This window comes from Dyadobacter sp. CY261 (assembly GCF_021440085.1).
In the GTDB taxonomy this organism is placed as follows: domain Bacteria; phylum Bacteroidota; class Bacteroidia; order Cytophagales; family Spirosomataceae; genus Dyadobacter.
In genome coordinates this window covers 440317-466083 of the sequence record NZ_JAKCPW010000004.1, presented here as the reverse complement: position 1 = coordinate 466083, position 25767 = coordinate 440317, and the positions used below count along the sequence as shown (strand labels likewise).

General features: G+C 47.1%; 25 protein-coding genes. 22 read left to right on the top strand and 3 right to left on the bottom strand.

Annotation, left to right across the window (positions count from 1 at the left end):
- The first annotated feature begins 150 nt into the window (after positions 1-150).
- From LZD49_RS14630 to LZD49_RS14620, 3 genes are all read left to right on the top strand, one after another.
- Positions 151-1182 carry a type IX secretion system membrane protein PorP/SprF gene (locus LZD49_RS14630; RefSeq protein ID WP_234668307.1) on the top strand — a complete coding sequence of 344 codons (1032 nt, stop codon included), beginning with the start codon at positions 151-153 and terminating at the stop codon, positions 1180-1182.
- A 99-nt stretch (positions 1183-1281) separates the two neighbouring features.
- Entirely contained in the window at positions 1282-2070 is a 789-nt protein-coding gene (locus LZD49_RS14625) for an NIPSNAP family protein (protein ID WP_234668306.1), read from the top strand.
- Positions 2071-2165: 95 nt separating this feature from the next.
- Positions 2166-3176 carry a zinc-binding dehydrogenase gene (locus LZD49_RS14620; RefSeq protein WP_234668305.1) on the top strand — a complete coding sequence of 337 codons (1011 nt, stop codon included), beginning with the start codon at positions 2166-2168 and terminating at the stop codon, positions 3174-3176.
- A gap of 3 nt (positions 3177-3179) precedes the next feature.
- Here the strand turns inward: LZD49_RS14620 and murQ are convergent, their stop codons facing one another.
- Positions 3180-3980, bottom strand: coding sequence for an N-acetylmuramic acid 6-phosphate etherase (gene murQ / locus LZD49_RS14615; RefSeq protein ID WP_234668413.1), 801 nt, complete (start codon positions 3978-3980; stop codon positions 3180-3182).
- Positions 3981-4306: 326 nt separating this feature from the next.
- On the opposite strand from murQ, the gene ilvD reads away from it, so the two are divergent.
- The 15 genes from ilvD to LZD49_RS14540 all read left to right on the top strand — a co-directional run bounded on the left by ilvD (position 4307) and on the right by LZD49_RS14540 (position 19969).
- Complete coding sequence (ilvD, locus tag LZD49_RS14610) at positions 4307-5992, top strand: dihydroxy-acid dehydratase (protein ID WP_234668304.1); 1686 nt, start codon at positions 4307-4309, stop codon at positions 5990-5992.
- A gap of 12 nt (positions 5993-6004) precedes the next feature.
- A complete protein-coding gene (locus LZD49_RS14605; protein ID WP_234668303.1) occupies positions 6005-6157 on the top strand; it encodes a hypothetical protein in 153 nt (50 codons plus the stop codon).
- Positions 6158-6206: 49 nt separating this feature from the next.
- Entirely contained in the window at positions 6207-7967 is a 1761-nt protein-coding gene (gene ilvB, locus LZD49_RS14600; protein WP_234668302.1) for a biosynthetic-type acetolactate synthase large subunit, read from the top strand.
- A 19-nt stretch (positions 7968-7986) separates the two neighbouring features.
- Positions 7987-8520, top strand: a complete 534-nt coding sequence (gene ilvN / locus LZD49_RS14595) for an acetolactate synthase small subunit (protein WP_234668301.1) — start codon at positions 7987-7989, stop codon at positions 8518-8520.
- A 64-nt stretch (positions 8521-8584) separates the two neighbouring features.
- Entirely contained in the window at positions 8585-9631 is a 1047-nt protein-coding gene (ilvC, locus tag LZD49_RS14590) for a ketol-acid reductoisomerase (protein ID WP_234668300.1), read from the top strand.
- 80 nt (positions 9632-9711) lie between these two features.
- On the top strand, positions 9712-10968 hold the full coding sequence (ilvA, locus tag LZD49_RS14585) for a threonine ammonia-lyase (RefSeq protein ID WP_234668299.1): 1257 nt from the start codon (positions 9712-9714) through the stop codon (positions 10966-10968).
- Between the two features lie 19 nt (positions 10969-10987).
- A complete protein-coding gene (locus LZD49_RS14580) occupies positions 10988-12151 on the top strand; it encodes a hypothetical protein (RefSeq protein ID WP_234668298.1) in 1164 nt (387 codons plus the stop codon).
- 16 nt (positions 12152-12167) lie between these two features.
- The gene (locus tag LZD49_RS14575) at positions 12168-13016 is read left to right on the top strand and encodes a response regulator transcription factor (RefSeq protein WP_234668297.1); all 849 of its coding nucleotides are present in this window, start codon (positions 12168-12170) and stop codon (positions 13014-13016) included.
- Positions 13017-13073: 57 nt separating this feature from the next.
- On the top strand, positions 13074-13280 hold the full coding sequence (locus LZD49_RS14570; RefSeq protein ID WP_234668296.1) for a hypothetical protein: 207 nt from the start codon (positions 13074-13076) through the stop codon (positions 13278-13280).
- Positions 13270-13575: a type II toxin-antitoxin system RelE/ParE family toxin gene (locus LZD49_RS14565; RefSeq protein ID WP_234668295.1), complete on the top strand. Its 306-nt coding sequence runs from the start codon at positions 13270-13272 to the stop codon at positions 13573-13575. Before LZD49_RS14570 ends, LZD49_RS14565 begins: the two co-directional genes overlap by 11 nt.
- Positions 13576-13755: 180 nt before the next feature.
- A complete protein-coding gene (leuC, locus tag LZD49_RS14560; RefSeq protein ID WP_234668294.1) occupies positions 13756-15168 on the top strand; it encodes a 3-isopropylmalate dehydratase large subunit in 1413 nt (470 codons plus the stop codon).
- Positions 15169-15184: 16 nt separating this feature from the next.
- A complete protein-coding gene (gene leuD / locus LZD49_RS14555) occupies positions 15185-15781 on the top strand; it encodes a 3-isopropylmalate dehydratase small subunit (RefSeq protein WP_234668293.1) in 597 nt (198 codons plus the stop codon).
- Between the two features lie 81 nt (positions 15782-15862).
- Positions 15863-17431, top strand: a complete 1569-nt coding sequence (locus LZD49_RS14550) for an alpha-isopropylmalate synthase regulatory domain-containing protein (protein WP_234668292.1) — start codon at positions 15863-15865, stop codon at positions 17429-17431.
- A 50-nt stretch (positions 17432-17481) separates the two neighbouring features.
- Entirely contained in the window at positions 17482-18552 is a 1071-nt protein-coding gene (gene leuB / locus LZD49_RS14545) for a 3-isopropylmalate dehydrogenase (RefSeq protein ID WP_234668291.1), read from the top strand.
- A gap of 262 nt (positions 18553-18814) precedes the next feature.
- Positions 18815-19969, top strand: coding sequence for a 2-isopropylmalate synthase (locus tag LZD49_RS14540; RefSeq protein ID WP_234668290.1), 1155 nt, complete (start codon positions 18815-18817; stop codon positions 19967-19969).
- A gap of 141 nt (positions 19970-20110) precedes the next feature.
- On the opposite strand, the gene purU is transcribed toward LZD49_RS14540, so the two are convergent.
- The gene (gene purU / locus LZD49_RS14535) at positions 20111-20944 is read right to left on the bottom strand and encodes a formyltetrahydrofolate deformylase (RefSeq protein ID WP_255721016.1); all 834 of its coding nucleotides are present in this window, start codon (positions 20942-20944) and stop codon (positions 20111-20113) included.
- 144 nt (positions 20945-21088) lie between these two features.
- On the opposite strand from purU, the gene LZD49_RS14530 reads away from it, so the two are divergent.
- Positions 21089-21574, top strand: coding sequence for a GAF domain-containing protein (locus tag LZD49_RS14530; RefSeq protein ID WP_234668289.1), 486 nt, complete (start codon positions 21089-21091; stop codon positions 21572-21574).
- A 64-nt stretch (positions 21575-21638) separates the two neighbouring features.
- Here the strand turns inward: LZD49_RS14530 and LZD49_RS14525 are convergent, their stop codons facing one another.
- The gene (locus LZD49_RS14525; protein WP_015813116.1) at positions 21639-21935 is read right to left on the bottom strand and encodes a muconolactone Delta-isomerase family protein; all 297 of its coding nucleotides are present in this window, start codon (positions 21933-21935) and stop codon (positions 21639-21641) included.
- Positions 21936-22181: 246 nt separating this feature from the next.
- Between LZD49_RS14525 and LZD49_RS14520 the strand changes: the two genes are divergently transcribed.
- The 3 genes from LZD49_RS14520 to LZD49_RS14510 all read left to right on the top strand — a co-directional run bounded on the left by LZD49_RS14520 (position 22182) and on the right by LZD49_RS14510 (position 25601).
- Positions 22182-22751: an RNA polymerase sigma factor gene (locus LZD49_RS14520; RefSeq protein WP_234668288.1), complete on the top strand. Its 570-nt coding sequence runs from the start codon at positions 22182-22184 to the stop codon at positions 22749-22751.
- Positions 22720-24270, top strand: a complete 1551-nt coding sequence (locus tag LZD49_RS14515) for an outer membrane beta-barrel protein (RefSeq protein WP_234668287.1) — start codon at positions 22720-22722, stop codon at positions 24268-24270. The genes LZD49_RS14520 and LZD49_RS14515 overlap by 32 nt, the downstream gene beginning before the upstream one ends.
- 98 nt (positions 24271-24368) lie before the next feature.
- Positions 24369-25601 carry a serpin family protein gene (locus LZD49_RS14510; RefSeq protein WP_234668286.1) on the top strand — a complete coding sequence of 411 codons (1233 nt, stop codon included), beginning with the start codon at positions 24369-24371 and terminating at the stop codon, positions 25599-25601.
- Positions 25602-25767: the final 166 nt, after the last annotated feature.

Below are 25767 nucleotides of genomic sequence, written 5' to 3'. Positions count from 1 at the left end.
AATGTTAAAATTTTGTGCGGTAATGTCGTAAAAACCACTCTTATTTGAATATTAATACGCAATTTGATGATATTTTGTGAAATTAATCAGGTAAATTTTTTGCGCCAGGAACGTGGCCGTATTTCAAGATAACGGCAAGCCAACAAATCTATGATCAAGCGTTTACTTCCTCTTTTTTTACTGACACTGCTTTGCCTGAAAGGTTGGAGCCAGGACCCGCAATTTTCGCAGTTCTACGCCAATCCTCTATACCTGAACCCGGCATTGGCAGGAGGGGCTCTGGCGCCACGTGCGACCATCAATTACCGCAATCAGTGGCCTTCATTGTCGGCCAACTTTGTGACGACTTCCATTGGCGCTGATATGTTCCTGCCGAACTTCAATAGCGGTGTCGGTGTGTTGGTAACGATGGATAGCCAGGGGTTGGGCAACCTGAAATCCACCGAGGCAGCCTTACAATATTCTTATCAGATACAATTTAATGAACTTACCTCTCTTCGGCTTGGTATTCAGGGGGGAATCGCTTCACGCACACTCGATTATTTCGGACTTACATTCGGGGACCAATACAATAATGGCGGATTGACCGGGCAGCCTTCGGAGGATCCGTTCGCTAAAGGTGGGCCTAATGTGTTCTATGCGGATTTCGGTGCCGGGGCTATGCTTTATTCGGATTGGTATTGGGCAGGCGTTTCGGCGCACCACCTCAACCGCCCTAACCAGGCATTCTCTGATCTTACAGAAGCGCGCCTTCCCGTAAAGGCGAGCTTGCAAGCCGGTTTGCGCATTCCTTTTGCAGGGTATACGTTCCTGGGAGATGAAATCGACAAGGAAAAGACAATCTCGCCTGCGATTATGTACAAAAAGCAGGGCAAATACGATCAGTTCGATGCCGGTATGTATGTCACCCTCGAGCCGCTTGTGCTTGGGGCATGGTACCGTGGAATCCCATTCAAAAAATATGAGCAGAATATCAACAACCACGAGTCGCTGATATTCCTCGCGGGGTTCCGTCAGGATAAATTCTCCATCGGTTATAGCTACGATCTTACTATTTCTACCTTAGGCGCTGGCAGCGGCGGCGCGCACGAAATATCCCTTTCTTACGTGTTCGCGCCTTTGGATTCGAAACCGAAGCGTCCGAAAGCACGCAAGCGTCAGCTTTCTTGTCCTAAGTTCTGATTACTTCGAAAAAAATTAGTGGTTAGGTGCATAGGGTAAACTTGGTTTGGCAAGGTCTTTTCAGGTGGTTATCCACTTAAAAAATGATGCTTAAACAACATGCTTAACTACCGAAACCTCAATGTTCTTTTCACCCTGTTGATGCTCACAGTTGCCTTAAGCACCGTTGCTGCGCCACCCAAAAGGGAGTTTTACGAAATCAAAATTTACCATCTTAAAAATGCTGAGCAGGAATCTCGTGTAGAGGCTTTCCTGAAAGACGCTTATGTTCCCGCTGCCCACCGTGCAGGGATCAAGAATGTGGGTGTTTTCAAACCAGTGGCCAGCGACACCACAGCCGGAAAGCTGATTTACGTGCTCACGCCGCTGAAATCCCTCGACCAACTTCTTGCATTGCCGAAAACGCTGGATAAAGATGCGTCCTATGCATCCGCAGGCAAAGATTACATCGATGCGAACTACAAAAACGCCCCTTATGCTCGTTTTGAGTCAATCGTCCTGCAAGCATTTACGAGTGCGCCAATGCTTACGAAGCCCAATCTAACTGGTCCGAAAAGCCAGCGGGTGTATGAATTACGCAGCTATGAAGGCCATACCGAGAAAATTTACCAGAATAAGGTGAAGATGTTCAACGACGGAGGAGAAGTTCCGTTGTTCAAACGGCTCGGTTTCAATGCAGTATTCTATGCTGAGGTAATCGCTGGAAGCCACATGCCGAACCTAATGTACATGACTACTTTTGAGGATAAAGCATCCCGCGATGCGCATTGGAAATCGTTCAGCGACGATGCCGAGTGGAACAAATTGAAAGTAAATCCGGAGTACCAGAACAACGTCTCAAAAAACACCAGCTTCTTCTTGTATCCCACCGATTATTCGGATATATAGCATCTGAAACGGTTCATGTCATCTAAAAATGATGAATTGGCAGGTTCCGTTCAGGACAAGCCGGTTCATCATTTCTTTGTTTAAACACCAATATTATGAAAGCCGCTATTTTAAAAAATCTTCATGAGCCGCTGGTGATTGAAGATGTGCAGAAGCCTAATCCAGGCCCGGGAGAAGTGCTAGTTGAGGTAAAAGCCGCGTCGCTGAACCACCGCGATGTTTGGATACAAAAAGGACTTTATCCCAGGATCACGACGCCTATTATTCCCGGTTCCGACGGCGCGGGTATTGTAACAGAGGTGGGCGATGGGGTAGCCAAAAGCTGGATTGGAAAGGAAGTGATCATTAATCCTTCCCAAAACTGGGGTGATAATCCTGATTTTTACGGTGATGATCATAAAATCCTCGGCCTGCCCGACAATGGGACATTTGCAGGGTATGTGAAAACCGAGGCCAGATACCTGGCGGAAAAGCCTGCGCATTTGTCTTTTGAAGAGGCGGCTTCATTGCCGTTGGGCGCCCTTACAGCATGGCGCTCGCTGATGACACGTGGCCGGTTCAAAGCAGGCGACCGGGTGCTGGTGACAGGCGCGGGCGGTGGTGTGGCGCTTTTTGCCTTTCAGTTTGCGATTGCAGCGGGGGCGGAGGTTTGGGTAACATCCGGGTCAGACGAGAAAATACAGAAGGCGATCGAAATGGGCGCGAAAGGAGGGATCAATTACAAAAACCCAACCTGGTTCCGCGACCTGCTCGTGAAAGCCCGCGGGCCAAAAAAAGGCTATTTCAATGTGATTATCGATAGCGCAGGCGGCCCCGGCTTTGCCAAGCTGATTGACATTGCTGCGCCCGGAGCGCGCATTTGCTTCTACGGTGGCGGCACGGGCAACATTACCGACATTGTGCCTGCGAAAGTCTTCTTTAAACAGCTCAATATCCTGGGCAGCACCATGGGTACCGAGCAGGAATTTGCGGATATGGTGCAGTTCATCGCTGAAAAGCAGATCGTGCCGGTGATCGATAAGGTATTTCCGCTGGAAGAAGCCGAACAGGCGCTTCGTTACATGGACTCCGGGCAGCAGTTCGGCAAGATCGTCCTTGCGGTGTGACGCCTATTTGCGCACTGCTTCGATCGCGCCGCGAACGCTTCCATATTTATCGAGGAGCGATTGTGCCTCGTTCGGTGAGATATTCAGTTCATCTATAATCATATTTAATGCCCGGTTGACCAGTTTTTCGTTGGTGAGCTGCATATCGACCATTTTGTTTCCCTTCACTTTGCCCAGGCGGATCATTACCGAGGTGGAAATCATATTCAATGCCAGTTTTTGAGCTGTGCCCGATTTCATCCGCGTGCTTCCGGTCAGAAATTCGGGGCCAACTACTATTTCAACCGGATATTCGGCAGCCTTGGCCACGGCTGAGCCATCGTTGCAAACGACGCAGCCCGTCAGCAAACCGGCATTGCGCGCTTCGTTTAACCCGCCAATAACATAAGGCGTGCGACCCGAGGCGGCAATGCCTATTAATGTATCATTTTCATTTGGAGCGTAAACGGCCAGATCTTTCCATGCCTGATTCCAATCGTCTTCCGCATTTTCCACCGCCTTGCGGATCGCAGTGTCACCGCCAGCAATAATCCCGACCACGAGATCGAACGGCACTCCAAACGTAGGAGGGCATTCCGAGGCATCCACGACGCCCAATCTTCCGCTCGTTCCCGCACCAATGTAGAATAGCCGGCCCCCTATTTTCATCCTTGGCACGATCTGTTCCACCAATGCTTCAATCTGCGGAATAGACTTTTCTACGGCATGAGGCACTGTCTGATCCTCGCGGTTGATAGATGTCAGAATGTCGCCGACACTCATTTTTTCGAGATGGTTATAATTGGAAGGCGATTCGGTAGTCATCATGTCATTCGTCGTTTGTGAAATTCAAAATTAAATGTTTTCCCATAACCTTTAAGCACCGGGAGGAAATTTGGTATTTATCATAGATTAATAACAAAAAATGCTTTGAATGTTTGGAAAATAAAAAGAATGGCTTCTAATTTGTAACACCAAGTCAGAAACAGCGAAAATTCGCTAGACTTAAATGTTACGCTGATGAAATTAACATTGATCGTCCTAGTCCTACTAATTGTCACGCCCTGGGCGTGAGTGGGATGATCGCACATATCTGGCACCTCACTCACCCACCGAGTGGGGTGTTTTTATTTTAATTACAATCATTCACCATGGCGACAGAATTAAACAGATTTTCAAAGACCCTTACCCAGGAAGTAACCAACCCGGCCGCGCAGGCAATGCTCTACGGAATCGGGTTAAAGGAAGAAGATTTTGTTAAACCTCAAATCGGAATTGCGAGCACAGGTTATGAAGGTAACCCTTGCAACATGCACCTCAACGGCTTATCGGTATACGTAAAGCAAGGTGTGACGGCTAACGACATGGTGGGCCTGATTTTCAATACGATCGGCGTTTCGGACGGTATGACCAACGGTAACGACGGCATGCGTTACTCGCTGCCAAGCCGTGACATTATCGCGGATTCCATTGAAACGGTTGTTGCTGCGCAATGGTACGACGGCGTAATCGCCGTGGTCGGTTGTGACAAAAACATGCCTGGCGCCATTATGGCCATGGCACGTCTCGACCGTCCTGCCATCATGGTATATGGTGGAACGATCCGTTCCGGACATTATAAAGGACAAAAACTCGACATCGTTTCGGCATTTGAAGCATTAGGTAAGAAGTTCGCCAACAATATTTCCGACGAAGACTATAAAGGAATAATCCAGAACTCGATCCCTGGCCAGGGTGCTTGCGGCGGTATGTACACGGCTAACACCATGGCTTCCTCTATCGAGGCAATGGGGTTCAGTTTGCCATTCAGCAGCTCCTACCCCGCCACGCACGAAGGCAAGCAGGAAGAATGTAAGAAGATCGGCGCGGCAATGAAGAACTTGCTCGAACTGAATATTACCCCAAAAGATATTATTACTAAAAAGTCGCTGGAAAACGCGCTGACGGTGGTAATGGCACTCGGCGGCTCCACCAATGCGGCATTGCATTACCTGGCAATCGCCCGCTCAGCCGGACTTCCTCTGACATTGGACGACATCCAGGCGATTTCGGACCGCACACCGTTTATCGCCGATTTGAAACCGAGCGGTAAATATTTCATGGAGGACATCCTGGAAATCGGTGGTGTACCAGCTGTTACCAAATATTTGTATTCCAAAGGGCTGATCCACGGAGATTGCATCACGGTAACTGGTAAAACAGTGGCTGAAAACCTTGCAGAAATACCGGATTTAAATTTTGAAACCCAGAAAATGGTGTTCCCGATCGAAACGCCGATCAAATCCTCGGGACACATTCAGATCCTTTACGGTAACCTCGCCCCGAATGGTTCGGTAGCCAAAATTACTGGTAAAGAAGGTCTGACCTTCGATGGCGAAGCGAAAGTATGCGAGCACGAATCGGAGATTATCGACATGCTTTCCAAAGGTGAAATCAAAGCAGGCCACGTGGTGGTAATCCGTAATGCGGGTCCGAAAGGCGGTCCGGGCATGTCGGAAATGCTGAAACCAACTTCCGCAGTAATGGGAGCGGGACTGGGCGATAAAATCGCATTGATCACCGATGGCCGTTTCTCGGGCGGTACCCACGGTTTCGTGGTGGGCCACATTACGCCGGAAGCATTCGAAGGCGGACCGATCGCATTGGTGAAAGACGGCGACCGCATCAGTATCGACGCCAACACCCGCCAACTGACATTGCACATTTCCGACGAAGAACTGGCCACCCGCAAAGCAGCCTGGGTACAACCCGAGCCACGCTTTACCAAAGGAATGCTGGGAAGATATATCAGAACCGTGAAATCAGCCAGCGAAGGCTGCGTGACTGACGAAGCGTAAACATTGAACATTATGTCGGAAGGGAAATTCAAATTGGATAGAACGGCCTTCCATGCCGGGACGCATTCGCAGACTGAAAAGCATGATGCAAAAACGCAGCCGAAAACCTTCAAGGAGAGATTGGAAGCGGCGCATGGGAAGCAGCAGGAAGGCCGAGAGATATAAATGACATTGAGAATCTTGAAAATTCATCCGACTAAATAAATATAGAGTCATGGGATTTAATGAAAATCAAACTGCAACAATTCAGGCTTCGGAACCGGTGGTTTCGGTGGCTAAACCGGAGCTGATCAATGGCTCGCATGCGGTCATCCAGTCGCTGATCGCCGAGGGGGTCCAAACCATTTTCGGATATCCGGGCGGGGCGATTATGCCGGTGTACGATGCGATTTATGACTATCAGGACCAGGTCCATCACATTCTCGTGCGCCACGAGCAGGGTGCTGCCCATGCAGCCGAGGGTTTTGCCCGCATTTCGGGTGAAGTGGGGGTTTGTCTCGTAACGTCGGGTCCCGGTGCTACCAACCTGGTAACAGGCATCGCAGATGCGATCATCGACTCTACGCCGATGGTCTGCATTATCGGTCAGGTTGCCTCGCATTTACTCGGTACGGATGCATTTCAGGAAACGGACGTCATGGGGATTACCATTCCGATTACGAAATGGAACTACCAGGTGACCAATGCCGATGAAATTCCGGAGATCATTGCGAAGGCTTTTTATATTGCCAAATCCGGTCGGCCGGGGCCTGTACTGATCGACATTACAAAGGACGCGCAGCAAAAACTGATGACGAAGCCTTTTGTACATAAGAAAATTGAAACATTACTGAGCTACCACCCCCGTATTTCCCCGAAAGACGAGCAACTGGCGGCAGCGGCGAAGCTGATCAATCAGTCGAAACGCCCGTTCCTGTTTGTAGGGCATGGCGTGCAGATTGCTGGTGCAGAGCAGGAATTGATCCGATTCGTTGAAAAAACAGACATTCCGGTCGCTTCAACGTTGCTTGGGCTTTCTTCGATATCTGTTGACCATCCTAATTATGTGGGCTGGCTCGGAATGCACGGAAACTATGGTACCAACGTGCTGACTAATCAATGCGACCTCATTATCGCCGTCGGAATGCGTTTCGACGACCGCGTAACTGGTGATTTGAGCCGCTATGCGAAACAGGCAAAGGTCATTCACATCGAAATTGATCCGGCGGAAATTGACAAGATCGTGAAAGCGGACGCTCCGGTAGTAGGGGATGCCAAAAGAGCATTGGAATTGCTGCTTCCATTGGTGAATCAAAACAATCACGAGGCCTGGAAAGCGGAATTCAAGAAATACGACGCGATTGAAGACCTGAAAATTACGCAGCCGGAACTCGCGCCAACGACCGAGAAGATCAAAATGGCGGAAGTTATCCGCACGCTCTCCGATAAAACCAAAGGCGAAGCCGTGATTGTGGCGGATGTAGGCCAGCACCAGATGATGACTGCGCGTTATTATCAGTTTAAAAAACCGAGCTCGTTCATTACTTCAGGTGGTTTGGGAACAATGGGTTATGCATTGCCGGCATCATTCGGAGCCAAAGTGGCTGCGCCGGATCGTGAAGTAGTGGCTATTATTGGCGACGGTTGCTTTCAGATGACCATTCAGGAGCTTGGTACCATCGCCCAAAGCGGTCTGCCGGTGAAGATTATCATTTTGAATAACAACTTCCTCGGAATGGTACGCCAGTGGCAACAGCTTTTCCACCAGAAACGCTATTCGTTCGTGGAGCTGCAAAACCCTGATTTTATTACGATAGCCAAAGGTTTCGGCATCGATGGCCATACCTGCGCACAGCGTGAAGACCTGCATGCGTCACTGGACAAAATGCTCGCTTCCGACAAGCCTTACCTGCTGGAAGTATTGGTTGAAAAAGAAGAAAACGTGTTCCCGATGGTGCCGACGGGCGCTTGCGTAGCCGATATCCGTTTGGAATAATATAAAAGAGGAAGAAACTATGACATCATACACCATTTGTGTCTTTACGGAGAATTCAATCGGTATTCTCAACAAGATCACGACGATTTTCACCCGTAGAAGGATCAATATCGAAAGTCTCACCGTTTCGGAGACTGAGCGTAAGGGTATTTCCCGCTTCACGATTGTCATCCGTAGCGAGTCACGCGAGTCGGTAGAAAAGCTGGTCCGCCAGATCCGGAAGATCATTGAAGTGCTCGCCGTTTTTGGTTATCTCAATGAAGACATTGCCTACAACGAGATCGCGTTGTTCAAGGTGTCGACGCCTATCGGTGCGAAACCCCTCGATATCGAGACGATCAACAAGGTTTATAAAGCCTGGGTGGTTTACTGGCACCTTACTTACGTGATCATCCAAAAGACCGGTACCGAAGAGGAGATCTTCGAATTTTTCGACTATATCAAACCACACGAAATCCTCGAATTCGTCCGCTCGGGCCGTGTGGCGGTTAGCAAATCGCCTCAGACACTGGTAGATTATCTGCCGGAGGCCGAGTGGGAGTATTATCAATAGTCGGTCAACTTTTAGTAGTATTGCTTTTTAATTCGTAGTAAATCAATAATCCAATCAATAATCAATGGCAAAATTAAATTTCGGCGGGGTCGAAGAAGAAGTAGTAACCCGTGAAGAATTTCCACTTGAAAAAGCACGTGAAGTACTTTCTACTGAAACTATCGCTGTAATTGGTTACGGCGTACAAGGCCCAGGCCAAAGCTTGAACATGCGTGACAACGGTTTCAATGTAATCGTTGGTCAGCGTAAAGGTGGTAAGTCCTGGGACAAAGCCGTTGCTGACGGATGGGTGCCGGGCGAAACGCTTTTCGACATTGAAGAAGCGCTTTCAAAAGGAACCATCATTTGCTATCTTCTTTCTGACGCTGCTCAGATCGAACTTTGGCCGACTGTGAAGAAACACCTTACTGCCGGAAAATCACTGTATTTCTCACACGGCTTCGGTGTAACTTATAAAGATCAGACTGGCATTGTTCCTCCTGCTGATGTAGATGTGTACCTCGTTGCACCAAAAGGATCGGGAACATCACTGCGCCGTTTGTTCGTAGAAGGAAAAGGCTTGAACTCTTCTTTCGCGGTATTCCAGGATGCAACTGGCAAAGCGCGTGAAAAATGTATCGCAATGGGTATCGGAGTAGGTTCAGGTTACCTGTTCGAAACTGATTTCTACCGTGAAGTAACGTCTGACCTTACCGGCGAGCGCGGAACTTTGATGGGTGCTATCCAGGGTATTTTTGCTGCACAATATGAAGTGTTGCGTTCAAACGGCCACACGCCGTCAGAAGCATTCAACGAAACAGTGGAAGAATTGACGCAGTCGTTGATGCCATTGGTTGCTGAAAACGGAATGGACTGGATGTATGCCAACTGCTCTACTACGGCGCAGCGTGGTGCATTGGATTGGTGGAAACCTTTCCGTGACGCTACCAAGCCTGTTTTCGAACAACTTTACAACTCTGTAAAAAGCGGCGAGCAAGCTACAATCTCCATCACCCGCAACTCACAACCTGATTATCGCGTGAAACTGGAAGAAGAACTGGCAGAACTCCGCGAGTCAGAAATGTGGCAGGCAGGTTCCACTGTACGCGGTCTCCGTCCGGAACGTAGCTAATTCTTTGCCCCGGACTTAAGTCCGGGGCTATTGATAAAAATGGAGCTTTGCAAACAGCAAAGCTCTTTTCATTAATACTCATGACCACCACCCATTCACTCCCGACATTAGACAATATCTTCCTCGCTGCTGAGCGCCTGCGCGGCGTGATCAACCACACACCGATTTTTTATAACGCACACCTTTCCGAACAATATGGGGCCAACATTTACCTCAAAAGGGAAGATTTACAAACCGTTCGCTCCTATAAGATCCGGGGAGCTTACAACAAAATGGCAAGCATGAGTGCGGAGGCCCTTGCGGGTGGGATCGTGTGTGCGAGCGCCGGCAACCATGCGCAAGGCGTTGCCTATGCTTGTCGGAAAATGGAAGTAAAAGGGGCTATTTTCATGCCTACCACCACGCCGGCGCAAAAAGTAAAGCAAGTAAGGTTGTTTGGCCAGGAATGGATTGAAATCCATTTGGTAGGAGATACTTATGACGATGCCTACCATGCTTCAATGATTTACCGGGACAGCACGAATGCCGTTTTCGTGCATCCATTCGATGATTTGCAGGTGATCGAGGGCCAGGGAACAGTTGGTCTGGAAATTTTCAAGGATGCTGATTTCAAGATCGATTTCTTGTTAATGGCGATCGGTGGCGGCGGGCTGGCATCGGGGATTTCAACGGTTTTTAAACAACTTTCGCCCAAAACACAACTCATAGGCGTAGAACCGGAAGGCTCGCCGACCATGCACAGATCCATTCAGGAAGGGCATGTGGTGACTTTGGAAAATATTGATAAATTCGTCGACGGAGCCGCCGTAAAACGTGCAGGCGACCTTACATTCGAAGTGTGTAGCAAGAGTTTGAACCAAATCCTGCTCGTACCGGAGGGGAAAGTCTGCTCCTCTATTTTGCAGCTTTACAATGAAGAAGCAATCGTTGCCGAACCGGCCGGCGCATTAACAGTAGCTGCATTGGACCTGATCCGCGAAGATATTAAGGGTAAAAATGTAGTCGCACTCATCAGTGGAGGCAATAACGACATCACACGCACAGAAGAAATCAAAGAGCGCTCCTTGCTCTATGAAGGGTTGAAGCACTATTTCATTATCCGCTTCCCGCAGCGTTCTGGTGCATTTCGCGAATTCCTGAATGTGCTCGGGCCGAATGATGATATTGCCCGTTTTGAGTATGTAAAGAAAACCAACCGCGAACAAGGGCCTGCTTTGGTTGGGATTGAATTAAAGAATCGGGAAGATTTTGATCCGCTGATCGAACGAATGGATGCAAACCGGGTGGTTTATGAGTATCTGAATGATCAGCCGGATTTGTTTCAGTTTATGGTTTAAGTTTATCTCTATCATTTAAATGTCTTTGCTTTTACAAAACAGAATTGGCCATTGGATCATCTGCACCATTATTGCCAGCTTGTCTTCATTGCAGGGATTTGGTCAGGGAAGAGTATTAGAAGGGGTTGTGATTTCTCCCAAAGGGGATTCGATCAAAGGGTTTATTCGCTACGATAGCTGGGAATCCAGCCCCATGGCAATCGATTTTTCGCAGGCGGAAAATGGGCCATTCGAGAAGATAGGTCCTGATTTAGCAGGACGATTTTTTATTACATCATTGAAAGAGAATTACGTTAGTAAGAAAATTGGGATACTCAATATTGACCCTAGCAAAACATACGATATAGCGCCTTCTTTCGAAGCAAAGGATTCTCTAACCGTTTATTTGCGGGAAGTAACGTCGGGCCCCAAAGCAACTTTGCTAGAATATCTTGATTTGACAGAGAAATCACATTTTTTTCTTGAAAAGGATGGAAAGTTGACTGAACTGCTATATTATCCTTTTTACAGATTGATCCGTGGAAGAAAATATCTCATTCAATACGATGAATATGAGCGACAGCTGCCAGCATTACTGTCTGACGGCACCGATAAAGGTCCGGTCCGCCGCTATTCAGCAATGGATCTCGGGAATTACGTAGACCGGTATAACGGATTGTCTGACGTGGCAAAACGAAGGAAAAAGGATTCCTCCGAATCGGAAATGGAGATCGATGCCTATGTGATGGGTGGGGTAGAAGGCTGGAAAGAGACAGGAATTAATTTGCGGACAACGCCAACATTTGGAGTCGGTTTGAGAATTAATTTGCCGAGGCGATTTCATAACCGTTATTTCAAGATTCTTTTTTCAACAATGCGAGGTGTTTCTGAGAAAGAAGTATACCATTATCCATTTGGTGAGAAGGTAAATCTGAATACGATGGAGCTCAGCATTGGAAGCTATTTCGGATTCGGCAACATTCGTCCGAACCTAGGTTTCGAATACAGTTTTCCTGCGGATAACTGGCGTTCGGCGACTTTTGGACCGCATGCAGGTATTTCGTATCGGCGAAAGCTAAGCCTGGAAATAACGCATTTTGCGAATATAGGCTCAGTTTTTAACGATGTCCCGTTTTTTAATAATCCACGCGTGAATTTGAGCTACTACCTGAATCTTAACCAGTTTTTCAAAAGCAGACAATAACATAATCTGCAAGAAAATGCTCCGCGTACCATCCGACATCAGCTCGCAGGAATTTGAGTCCCTGAAAATTCAGGATATGACCTTTGTGGCGTATCGCAATGAGGTGTATCCTTCCAAATACGACGTGTTTTTTGAAGAGCATGCGGTGATTGTGGTGCTCGAAGGCGAAAAGAAATTTACAAGCCCGACACAAGAAGTACACGTTGATAAAGGTGACATTCTGTTTGTTCAGCGCGGGTTCTACCTCATGTCGGAATCCATTCATGAAGCCTACAAAAGCCTCGTTTTCTTTTTCGATGAAAAGCTTCTGAAAGAATTCGTAGGCCTTCATCCAGAACTTTTTAATGTGCAGAACGGTGCCGGACTTTTCGAAAACCCGATTCTGCTATTGAAGTCCGACGATAATTTCGAAAAATTCATCCAATCGGTGTTCCCCTATTTCCGATCGCGTACCGAGTTGAAGAACCATTTTCTGCGCCTGAAATTCCAGGAACTGCTGCTGCATTTGATGGAGCTGGATAATTCACACCAACTGCGGGGGATTTTATATAGTTTATATAAAGGCGAAAAGGTCGATCTACCGTTTTTAATGAATAGCTACTACCTGAAACCGCTGACATTGAACGAACTGGCACGCCTGTCCGGCCGGAGCCTTTCCGCCTTCAAAAGGGATTTTCAAGACGAATTCAACACCTCGCCCGCATTGTGGCTAAAAAACAAGCGCCTCGATTACGCGGATTTCCTGCTAAGAAACAGCACCAAAAACGTCTCGGAAATCAGCACGGAGATCGGTTACGAAAGTGTTTCTCACTTTATCAAGACTTATAAAGAAAAATACGGGACGACGCCTAAGCGGCAGGGGTGATAGCTGTCTTGATACGGCTAAATTGCTATATTTGTTTACACGAACTACCGACTGCGCATGGAAGCTATTCACATATATCCAACAAAGGACCAGGAAAGGGCCGTGATTGCTTTTCTGGAAGCAATGGAAGTTGCGTTTGACAGAGATGAAGAGCTGCCGGAACATGTTTTGAAAGGGATTCAGACTGGGAGAGAGGAGATACAAGCTGGTCGTTATATCACTTTGAACGAATTTAAAAACAGGAAACGAGATAGTGAGCTATGAAGTGATATTGGCACCGAGAGCAGTCGAAACATTCGATGCTATTTACGACCAAATTACACTAAGGTTTGGTGAGAAAGTTGCTAAGCAATTCAACCATAAGGTAATTCATATCTTAAATACGATAAGTATCACTCCCTTTATCTTCAAAGCAACCCGCGAGAATCCAAACGTTCGTAAGGGCTGGATTAATAAGAACTGCTCATTCTTTTATGAAGTCGCAGGTAAGCAAATACACGTTCTGTTCTTCTGGGACAATCGCCAGGAGCCGATGATGGAGCCGGATACTTTCCAATAAAGATTTCCGCTCAAAGGGTCTTCTCAAACCAAAATCACTACTTTTTGAACCTTTACCGTTATACTTATTCGTTTGAATTTGCGGTAATTTGTATTGTCGATATTCCTTTAAAGAAATGACCTGATTGTCAGTCGTTTCTTTGGAGTAATGCAGACGAGGCGAAATTTTAATTTTATCAAAATGAGTAATCAAGCGAGTACCCTTTTCGACAAAGTGTGGGATGCGCACGTTGTCCGTAAAATCGAGGATGGTCCGGATGTGTTCTTCATCGACCGCCATTTTATCCACGAGGTAACCAGCCCTGTTGCGTTTCTCGGACTCGAAAGCCGCAATATCGGCGTGATGTATCCCGAGCGCACTTTCGCCACGGCCGACCACAATACCCCGACTATCAATCAACACCTTCCGGTAGCAGATCCACTTTCTGCCAACCAGTTGAAAGCCCTTGAATCGAATGCAGCGAAATATGGCATCTCGCACTGGGGTTTGGGGCATGCCCGCAACGGGATTGTGCACGTAGTTGGACCTGAAAGCGGTATTACACTCCCAGGTATGACGATCGTTTGCGGTGATTCGCACACTTCTACCCACGGTGCATTTGGTGCGATTGCGTTTGGTATCGGTACTTCGGAAGTGGAGATGGTGCTTTCTTCGCAATGCATCATGCAGCCGAAACCGAAGAAAATGCGTGTCAATGTGAATGGTAAGCTGGGAAGAGGAGTTACGCCAAAAGACGTGACGCTTTATATCATTTCCAAACTCACCACTGCCGGCGCCACGGGTTATTTCGTGGAATATGCTGGTGATGTGTTCAAGAATATGAGCATGGAAGGCCGTATGACGGTCTGCAATATGAGTATCGAAATGGGTGCACGCGGTGGTATGATCGCTCCCGACGAAACTACATTTGCCTATATCAATGGCCGCGAGCAGGCTCCGAAGGGTGAGAAATGGGACAAAGCGCTTGCTTACTGGAAGACGCTGAAAACGGACGAAGGCGCTGTTTTTGATAAAGAATACAACTTCGACGCAGCGGACATCGAACCAATGATCACTTACGGTACTAACCCGGGAATGGGTCAGGGAATTACGAAAGCAATTCCAACTTCGGATCAGGTGGAAGGTGGTAAAGCTACTTATGATAAGTCACTCAATTACATGGGCTTTCATGAAAATGAGAGTATGCTGGGTAAAAAGATCGATTACGTTTTCATCGGCAGCTGTACCAATGGCCGTATCGAGGACTTCCGTGCATTCGCTTCTATTATCAAAGGCCGCAAAAAGGCTGATAATGTGACGGCCTGGATCGTTCCGGGGTCGCACATTGTAGAAGCACAAATCAAGGAAGAAGGGATTTTGGATATCCTGACCGACGCCGGTTTCGAACTGCGTCAGCCTGGTTGCTCGGCTTGTCTTGCGATGAACGATGACAAGATTCCGGCAGGGAAATATGCGGTAAGTACCTCCAACCGTAACTTCGAAGGTCGTCAGGGCCCGGGTGCAAGAACACTCCTTGCCAGCCCATTGGTGGCTGCGGCTGCCGCTGTAACCGGCGTAGTGACCGATCCGAGAGAATTATTGCAAGAAATCTAATCCGACCAGCAACACCATGGCTTACGATAAATTCACCATACTGAAAAGCTCGGCAGTGCCTTTGCCGATTGAAAACGTTGATACTGACCAAATTATCCCCGCTCGCTTCCTGAAAGCGACCAAGCGGGAGGGCTTTGGCGACAACCTCTTCCGCGACTGGCGCTATAACGGCGACGATACCCCGAAGCAGGATTTCGTTTTGAACAATCCGATTTACTCCGGAAAAATTCTGGTAGGGGGCCGCAACTTCGGGAGCGGTTCCAGCCGCGAACATGCTGCCTGGGCGATTTACGACTACGGTTTCCGTTGCGTCGTTTCCAGCTTCTTTGCGGATATTTTTAAAGGTAACTCATTGAATATCGGCATCCTGCCAGTTCAGGTGAGCGATGAGTTCCTGGACAAGATCTTCCAGGCTATTGAAGCGGACCCGAAAGCGGAACTCGAAGTGGATCTGGCCGCGCAGACCATTACCATTCTCGCAACCGGAGAAAATGAATCTTTTGACATCAACGGTTATAAAAAACATAACCTGATGAATGGCTTCGACGACATCGATTATCTGCAAGCCATGAAAGGAGAGATTAAGGAGTTTGAAGCAGAAAGGATCTATTAATATGCTGTCGGTCATCGGCAGTCGGCTGTCGAAACCGAGTTTCTGACCGCCGACCGCCAGAGCACCGACGGTTGAACGCCTATGAACAGCCGCTATATTGAAATAATGGATACGACACTCCGCGATGGTGAACAAACCAGCGGGGTGTCGTTTTCTGCATCAGAAAAATTAACCATTGCCCAGATCCTTTTACAGGAAGTGAAGGTCGACCGCATTGAAGTAGCTTCGGCACGTGTGTCGGAAGGTGAATTTCAGGCAGTTAAGAAGATCACCGACTGGGCGAAAAACAATGGTTTTCTGGATAAAATTGAAGTTCTCACTTTTGTAGACGGCGACGCGTCCATTAACTGGATGGTGCAGGCCGGGGCAAAAGTAATGAACCTTCTTACAAAAGGGTCGCTGAACCATTTGACCCACCAGCTCAAAAAATCCCCACAAGAGCATTTTGAAGACATTCGGAATGTAATTGAACTGGCGGAAGCGAAGGGCATCGAATGCAATGTGTACCTTGAAGATTGGAGCAATGGAATGCGCAGCTCCCGCGAGTATGTGTTTCAATCGCTCGATTTCCTTACTACAATGCCCGTCAAACGTATTTTGCTGCCTGACACGCTGGGTATTTTGACGCCTTTCGAGTCATACGCATTCGTGAAGGAAATTGTGGACCGGTATCCCGGTCACCATTTTGAATTTCACGCACATAACGATTACGATTTAAGCGTAGCGAATGTGATGGAAGCGCTTCGTGCCGGCGCGCATGGCCTGCACCTGACCGTCAATGGCATGGGTGAGCGCACAGGTAACGCACCCCTTGCAAGTACGATCGCAGTTTTGAACGATCTCATGCCCGAATGCACGACTTCAGTGAATGAAAGGTCGCTTTACTCGATCAGCAAGCTGGTGGAGACGTTCTCCGGTATTCGCATTCCGGCTAATAAGCCGATTGTCGGAGAGAGCGTTTTTACACAAACTGCCGGTATTCACGCCGATGGAGATAAGAAAAACAACCTGTATTTCAGCAAATTGATGCCCGAGCGCTTCGGTCGTCAGCGTTTGTATGCATTGGGTAAAACCTCCGGTAAAGCCAACATCGAAAACAACCTGCGCGACCTGGGCATTACGCTTTCCGACGGTGATCTTAAAAAGGTCACACAGCGGATCATCGAGCTTGGCGACCGGAAGGAAGCGGTTACCCCGGAGGATCTTCCCTACATTATTTCCGATATTCTCGACAGTGATGCGATCGAAGAGAAGGTCGTGATCACCAATTATGTGCTAACCCATTCCAAAAACCTGAAACCTTCCGCCACATTGCAGATTCGTTTTGGCGAGGAGGTTTTCGAGGAAAATGCGCAGGGCGATGGCCAGTACGATGCATTTATGAATGCTTTGAAGAAGATCTATTTAAAGAAATGCATCAGCTTGCCTATGCTAACCGACTACACCGTGCGAATTCCACCGGGTGGTAGAACGGACGCATTGTGTGAGACGATCATTACCTGGGAAATCCACGGAAAGGAAGTTAAGACACGTGGCCTAGATTCGGATCAGACGTTTTCGGCGATCATGGCTACGCAGAAAATGCTGAACCTCATTGGCGTTCCGGAAAACAGGATCACACCCGAACCATTAGCGGATGCATTGTCGTAAACCATTGTGTTCCATTTTTTCAATTTATTGATTATCAATTAAACCACTTAATGAAAAAGCATATCCTTATCGTTCCGGGCGACGGAATCGGACAAGAAGTTACAGAGGTAGGAAAGGCAGTATTGGTTAAAATTGCTGAGAAATTCGGTCACGAATTTACTTATGACGAAGCGCTGATGGGCCACGTTGCCATCGAAGCGACAGGGAATCCCCTTCCCGACGAGACACTTGAAAAAATGCGCGCTGCAGATGCTATCCTGTTCGGAGCAGTCGGTCACCCGAAATATGACAATGATCCAACCGCGAAAGTACGCCCCGAGCAAGGTTTGCTGAAAATGCGCAAGGAGCTTGGTTTATATGCTAATCTTCGCCCGATCAAGTTGTTCGACGAGCTGCTTGGCGCATCTTCCATCCGTCCGGAAATTCTGAAAGGTTCGGATATTCTATTTTTCCGTGAACTGACAGGCGACATTTACTTTGGAGAAAAAGGCCGTAAAAATGATAATGACACGGCTTACGACATTGCAGAATACAGCCGTTACGAAGTCGAGCGCATTGGCCGCAAGGCATTCGAAGCTGCCCGTACACGCGGGAAACGTCTCTGTTCTGTGGACAAGGCGAATGTTCTGGAAACGAGCCGTTTGTGGCGCGAGGTGATCCAGGCATTGGCTCCTGAATATCCTGATGTTACCGTTGAGCACCAGTTTGTAGATTCGGCTGCCATGATGCTTATCAAAGATCCCCGCCGTTTCGACGTGGTGGTAACCGCTAACTTGTTTGGAGACATCCTTACCGACGAGGCGAGCCAAATCGCGGGATCGATGGGAATGCTCGCATCTGCGTCTGTGGGTGACAGTACGGGGGTCTACGAACCGATCCACGGCTCGGCGCATGATATTACCGGCAAAGGCATTGCAAATCCCCTCGCATCGGTACTCTCCGCAGCGTTACTACTCGACATTTCATTTGGTCTGAAAGAAGAATCGGATGCGATTATTTCGGCCGTTGACCAATTGCTGAAAGATGGTTTCAGAACGAAGGACATTGCCGACGCGTCGACCCCGGCGGACAAGGTTTTGAACACGGAAGCCGCTGGTGCAGAGCTTTTGAAAAGAATTTGAAAAATATCAAAGTTTTGCCAAACAATATTTGTTGCAATCAAAACTTGTGCTTTCTTTGCAGAAGAAACTCGCGGCCAGCGAAATTTCGCAGCATCGGATGAGCCAGCAAAATAACCTCTTTATTCTCCTTCAAAGAATACCGTGAAACCGGGAAGGGTTATGTTTTGACAAGTTCTCAAACCCTTTCCCTGACACGGAAAGGGTTTTATATTGCTTGAAATATTGTTAAATTCGTGTCCCATAAAAAAATTAATACCCACCAATGAGTAATCGAGTTCAGATCTTCGACACTACTTTACGAGACGGCGAGCAAGTGCCGGGCAGCCAATTGACCACAGAAGAAAAGATTGTTGTTGCCACACAACTCGAAAAGCTGGGGGTAGACATTATCGAAGCCGGTTTCCCGGTTTCAAGTCCCGGGGATTTTCGTTCAGTGGTAGAAATTTCCAAAGCAGTGCGTGAGCCCATTATCTGCGCGCTTTCGCGTGCCGTGCAGGGTGATATCGACGCTGCTGCCGAAGCATTACAGTATGCACAGCGGGCACGTATCCACACCGGCATTGGTTCTTCCGATATTCATATCCAGCATAAGTTCAATACCACCCGTGAGAAAATTATTGAAAGAGCTATCGCGGCTACGAAATATGCTAAAACGAAAGTAGAAGACGTAGAATTTTACTGCGAAGATGCAGGCCGTGCCGACCTCATGTTCCTTTCCCAATTGGTGGAAGCGGTGATTGGCGCTGGCGCAACGGTTGTAAACATCCCGGATACGACGGGTTACTGCTTACCGGACGAATACGGCAACAAGATCAAATACATTTTCGAACACGTCTCGAACATTCATAAAGCGACCATTTCGATTCACTGCCATAATGACCTTGGCCTGGCAACGGCAAACTCCATTGCAGGTATCAACGCGGGGGCACGTCAGGTAGAGGTGACCATCAACGGGATCGGCGAACGTGCAGGTAATACTTCGTTGGAAGAGGTGGTAATGGCTTTGAAAGTGCATCAGGAGTTGGGTCTGGAAACGGGTATTAACACACAGCACATCTATCCAACCAGCCAGCTGGTTTCCAAAATGATGCGTATGCCCGTACAGGCTAACAAGGCAATTGTTGGTCGTAATGCATTCGCGCATTCATCGGGTATCCATCAGGACGGATTCTTGAAAAATAATCTGAACTACGAAATTATGAACCCGCATGATGTGGGCGTTGATAAATCAGACATTGTACTGACTGCCCGCAGTGGACGCCATGCATTGAAGCATCGTTTGGAATTACTGGGCTTTAGTTTTGAGAAACCTGTCCTGGATGAACTCTACACAAGGTTCCTGGAAGTAGCTGATGTCAAAAAAGAAGTGAACGATGGAGATCTGGTTGAGTTGGTGCGTACAGCAGAGACAGTTTAATTAGAATATCCTTAGAAATAGTTAACAGCTTGAATCTGAATTTGATGTTTTAAAGAATTTTTTGTAAGATTACACATTCAATAACATCCATCAGATTGCAAAAAGCCCTCGGTGATTCTGACTAAGGGCTTTTTCTTTGTTTTACAGGATAATGGTGCGGTTATGATGGATGAAAACACGGTCGTTGAAAACTAGCTTCAATGCTTTTGAAAGCACCGCCTTTTCTGTGTCTTTTCCCAAAGTAGCCATATCCGAAGCGGTCAGTTTGTGATCTACTTCCTTTACATCCTGCGCGATGATCGGGCCTTCATCCAGGTCGTTGTTAACAAAATGCGCGGTTGCTCCAATAATTTTCACGCCGCGTTCATAAGCCTGCCGATATGGGTTTGCCCCGATGAATGCCGGTAAAAATGAATGATGGATATTGACGATCCGATTCGGGAAACGGTCGACAAATTGTGGCGTGATAATGCGCATATATTTAGCTAGCACAACGTAGTCGGGTCGATAAATATCGAGCGTTCTCAGAATCGCCTCCTCATGCTCTTCGCGGGTTTTGTTCTCATGGGATATATAATGAAAAGGTATCCCGAATTTGCCTACAAGCGGTTGCAACGAATTATAGTTGCTGACAACCGCCAAAATAGTAGCATCCAGCTCGTTGAAAGCATATCTGATAAGCAATTCGCCCAAACAGTGATGCTCCCTCGTAACCATCAGGACGATATCTTTGTTCTTTTTCGGGTTAATGCGGAGGTTTAGTCCCGCCGGTAGCTCTGATTGTAAGGCATTCAGCAACTCAGTAATATCAGCATCTCCCTCAAATTCCGTTCGCATGAAGAAATAGCGTGAGGGGCTTACATATTCGTCGTTGCTGATGATATTCTGATTATGGGCAAAAAGAATACGGGTAACATGGTAGATCAAACCCTTGTGATCAGGACCGTCCATTAATAAAATATGTCTTTGACTCATTAGGGAGGTTTGCCTGTAACTTTAATGAATTCCAAATATAGCAGACGGCGCTGTTTAACTGCTCAAATTGAGCGCATTTTAACAGGGATCTGTAACTATTCAAATGGCATCTGTGTTACCTGAGAATTGATATGTATTTCAATTATGGCGGAAACATTATATATACCAACAGGTACAAATAGAGCGGAAGTTTACGAAACACTTTTTCCTCAAATAGAGGCTTTGATAGCTGACGAAAGTGATCTTACTGCTAACCTCGCGAATATAACAGCGGTTTTAAAGGAAGCTTTTGGTTTTTTTTGGATAGGATTTTACCTGGTAAAAGAAGGACAGCTGGTGTTGGGGCCGTTCCAGGGACCTATTGCGTGTACACGTATACCGTTCCATAAAGGCGTATGCGGCGCGAGCTACTCACGTGCTGAGACTATTATTGTTCCGGACGTCGATCGGTTTCCTGGTCATATCGCGTGCAGTTCGGCTTCCCAATCGGAAATCGTGGTGCCTGTATTTCACAGGAATGGAACGGTAGCGATGGTGCTGGACGTAGACAGTGATCAGCTAGACGATTTCAATAAAACGGATCAGGAACATTTGCAGAGAATTGCAGCCCTGATCACTCGAAAACTCTGATCTACGATAAATAGAAAAGCCCCTTCCTTTTAGAGAGGGGCTTAGCAAATGTCTTTAAATAGTGTCAGTTTAAAGAAAACATGGGCAACCGGAGTGCGACCACATTGTTAAACATCAGTTTGGTTATTTTGGGATCCATATAGTCGATTAGCGGAAATTCTGAAACGAGAGACATTACTTCAAATTCACTTTCCGCTCTTACCACGCACCAGAGTCTGGAGTAATCATCAGACAAAGCATAGGACATCAGCCTTCCCTGCTCCATCAGTTCATTAATCTTTTTTCTCTGAGCAGGTATTTTCGCTGTAAAATCTTCCGACATGACAGCCGGAAGCTGGATTTCAACCATATATTGGCTCATGGACGATAGATTTTAGGTTGTATTCATTAAAGGATATGAGCTTCGGATTAGTTCCTTGGCTTAAAGTAGCCAACAATTGGCAATAGTTTTTCAAAGTGTTCCAACCATTTTGATAATGAGTATGTCATGCTTCTTACGACGGCTTGAAAATAGAAAGCCGGATCATAACGCAACAGTAATCGTCTATCATATGGGTAGAGGTGCTGAATTTATTTACAAACCGAACGAAGCACCCCTAACCTTCGGATGACGTTTAACGAACAGGAATTGGTGAAAGGCTGCAAGCAGCGCAACCGGGTCGCCCAGAAACAGCTATACGATGTTTTTGGGGGCAAGTTGTTCGCTATTTGCATGCGGTACACAAAAAACCGCGCGGACGCGGAGGATGTGTTGCAGGACGCCTTCATCAAAATTTACGAAAATATAGATTCATTCAGGAATGACAGCCCGCTGGAATACTGGCTCAGGTCGGTGGTAGTTAATACCGCATTGAACCATTTGCGGCAGCAGAAATACCTGAAAGAGCTGGATGACATAGATATACACCATAATGGTGTGGCCGATCGGGAGTTTACGCTGGGCAATTTCCAAATGCAGCAATTGCTGGGAATGATACAAGAACTTCCACCGGGTTGCCAGACAATCTTCAATCTCTACGCGATTGAGGGTTATCAGCACAATGAGATCGCCCAGATGTTGGGTATCTCCGAAGGAACTTCCAAGTCGCAGTACTCGCGGGCGAGGATGTTGCTTCAACAAAAATTGAACAAAGAAAAAAGATTTGATGATGGATCCGTCCAACATAAACGGTTTTGAAGATCAGTGGAGAAGGGCCTTGCAGGAGGCTTCTGAAACTCCCCCACCAGCTGTGTGGGCGAGCATAGAAGCGCATCTTGATAAGGGACAGGAAAAAGTGGTTCCGCTGTGGTGGCAATCGCCGAAAATGTGGTATGCCGCAGCATCCATTGCCGCATTATTGCTTGTTGGCGGCGGTTTGTGGTATTCTGGTGTAAAAGATGAGAAGGTACAAGTAGCTGCCAATACGAAGCCGGTTCAGAAATCATCCTCTGAGGGTCAGGAATTGATAACGGAAAGATCTAAGGTGAACGAAGACCAAAATGTCGATCAGTTAGCATCTGCGCCTCAGAGTAAAATCGAACCCGCCAAAGCAGGTGAGCCGAACTTGGAGAATTCAAAAATTGGGATTTCAGGCACGGGCAAAGTGGATATCGCTGCCAGATACAATGCGACTGTTTCTGCTCAAAAGCCGTTAAATTCATTCAGTAAAGCCAAAGAGCCTGTTTTGGAAACTACCAACCTTGCGACTGCTGATATTCCCCAAAATGTATTGACGAAAGATGGCATAAATGAGGTGGCTGTTGAAACAAATATCTCAAATCCATTGACATCAGGTATTGCGTCGTCAAAAATTGCGGGCAATAGTAATGCCGCGGCGGCTGTGAATGAAAATCAACCGATATCGGCACAACTTCTGGCTTCCTTGCCATACAGTGATCTGGATATTTATGTACAGAAGCGTATCGTTTTCTTCCGTCCAGAGATACGGATTGAGGAACCTGTAAAAGCTTCGAAACCCAAAGAATATTATGCCGGAATAGGGGTCATGCCGGCATCATTCAACCCCGATGTACAGCTAAAAGAAGCGCCGATGGCTTTCTCGGCTCAATCGGTCAGTCAGAGACGGTCGGTAACCGGATCCAGTGAAGCACGGGCGTCCTATGCGGTGCAGACACAGGGCGGCGTGCGGCTGTCGAAACACTGGTCTGTTGAAACGGGTATCAGTTATCTCCGTGGAAATTCGGCTTATGAAGGTGGAGGGTACGTTTTGAATGCTTACAACAGCGCCGCTGCAAACGTCTTGGAAAATGCGTTGGCAGGATTACCCGCTGCGGCTAATGCCGACAAGGCAGCCAACTTCACGAACGGCGCCTTGTATATTGATGTAGCCAAGAAAGTGAGCAATAATTACCAGTATTTACAATTGCCCGTTCAGGCTGGATTTACATTAAATGCTGATAAGAAATTCAGTTACTCGCTATTGGGCGGAATCATGGCGAATTTCTTTTTGGCCAATGAATTGGAATCTGCATCAGGAGATATTATCAGGACAACCGCCAGCGATGAGATTTATCGTGGTATGAATTGGGCCGCTACAACCGGATTGAGATTGAATTATAAACTTTCTTCGAACTGGGGCGCTAACCTTACAGGTTCGTACCAAAAGGCTGTTTCTTCGGGTTTCAAATCTAATCAAAGCCTGGATTCACACCCTTATTTGTACGGTGTTTCGTGGTCTGTTCGCTATTCTTTTTGAGATAATCCTAAAAAGTTTCCAACCATTACCGGTTGATTTGAATCTATCGATTTGTGGGTTGAATGTGGAGAAGTAGAAAGTTCTTGCATCTGTTAGCCATGAAAATTTCAAAGAGATTAATCACCGTTCCGATGCTGGCAGCGACAATGCTGTTTGGCTGTACCAACGACAATGTCAATCCTGGTGCTCATGAGGTTAACCCGGTTGAAATACCGGAGTCAGTCTCAAATGGAACGACTTCATTTGCATTTGATTTTATTCATGCGCTGCAAACGACCCAATCCGTTGAGGAAAATCTGTTTGTTTCGCCTCTAAGCCTTCATATGGCATTGGGAATGCTTTTGAACGGAGCCGAAGAGGAAACAGCTCAGGAAATTAAGAAGGCATTGAAAATGGATGATGTGGCGCTTTCGGAATTGAATGCTGCATACAAAACATTAATAAACGATTTACCGGTTGCCGATCCCAAGGTTAGTTTAGGATTAGCTAATTCAGTTTGGTACCGGAATGATTTTGCAGTGGAGAATGATTTCCAATCGGTTTTAAAAGATGCTTTTGAATCCGAAGTAACAGGTTTGCCATTTGACAATACGGCGAAAGATCGGATCAACAAATGGGCAAGCGATAAGACAAACGGCAAGATCCAGAAAGTGCTTGAAAAGATCGAACCCAATCACGTGATGTTTCTTTTGAATGCATTGTATTTTAAAGGAAACTGGAAGTATCAGTTTGACCCGAAGAAAACTTTGGATACACCGTTCAAACTTGAAAGCGGACAGAGCAAAAATGTCAAAATGATGTATGCGAAGTCGGACTTTAAAGTGGGCTCAGGGACTAATTATGATGCGGTCGAGCTTCCTTACGCGAATGGTCAGTTCAATATGACATTGCTGATCCCGAAAGGCGAGAACAAGATTGATGACGTTTTGAAAGGGTTATCAGGAACGAGTTGGTCACAATTGACGTCAGGGTTGACGTCGCGGGGCGTAACCGTTGGCTTGCCAAAATTCACGCTCGACTATTCGGGCCAGTTGAAGGAGACTTTGCAAGGAATGGGCATTCAGCGGGCATTTCATGAAGGTGCGCAGCTGGGCAAAATTAACAAAGCCGCAAAACTGTACGTCGATTTTGTAAAGCAGGATGCCTATCTCGGTATTGATGAACAGGGAACGGAAGCAGCGGCGGTAACGACCATTGGGATCGGGCTTACTTCTGCCGGTCCGCAAGAGCCAAGGTACATTTGCGACAAGCCATTTGCGCTGATCATTAGTGAAAATACTTCCAATACAATTCTGTTTGTAGGAAGGATCAAGAATCCGGAATCGAAGTAAGGCCGGGAGGCTATTAAAATATCAAAGATAAAAAATACCGGTCCGCCGGTATTTTCGGGGTGCGTTATCGTCCGAAGGCCTTGCTTTCGGACGATTTTGTTTTGTGTTCCAACTAACTATACAAAACCAGTGTCATGCACTTGCCGAAGTTATTATATGATTTTTA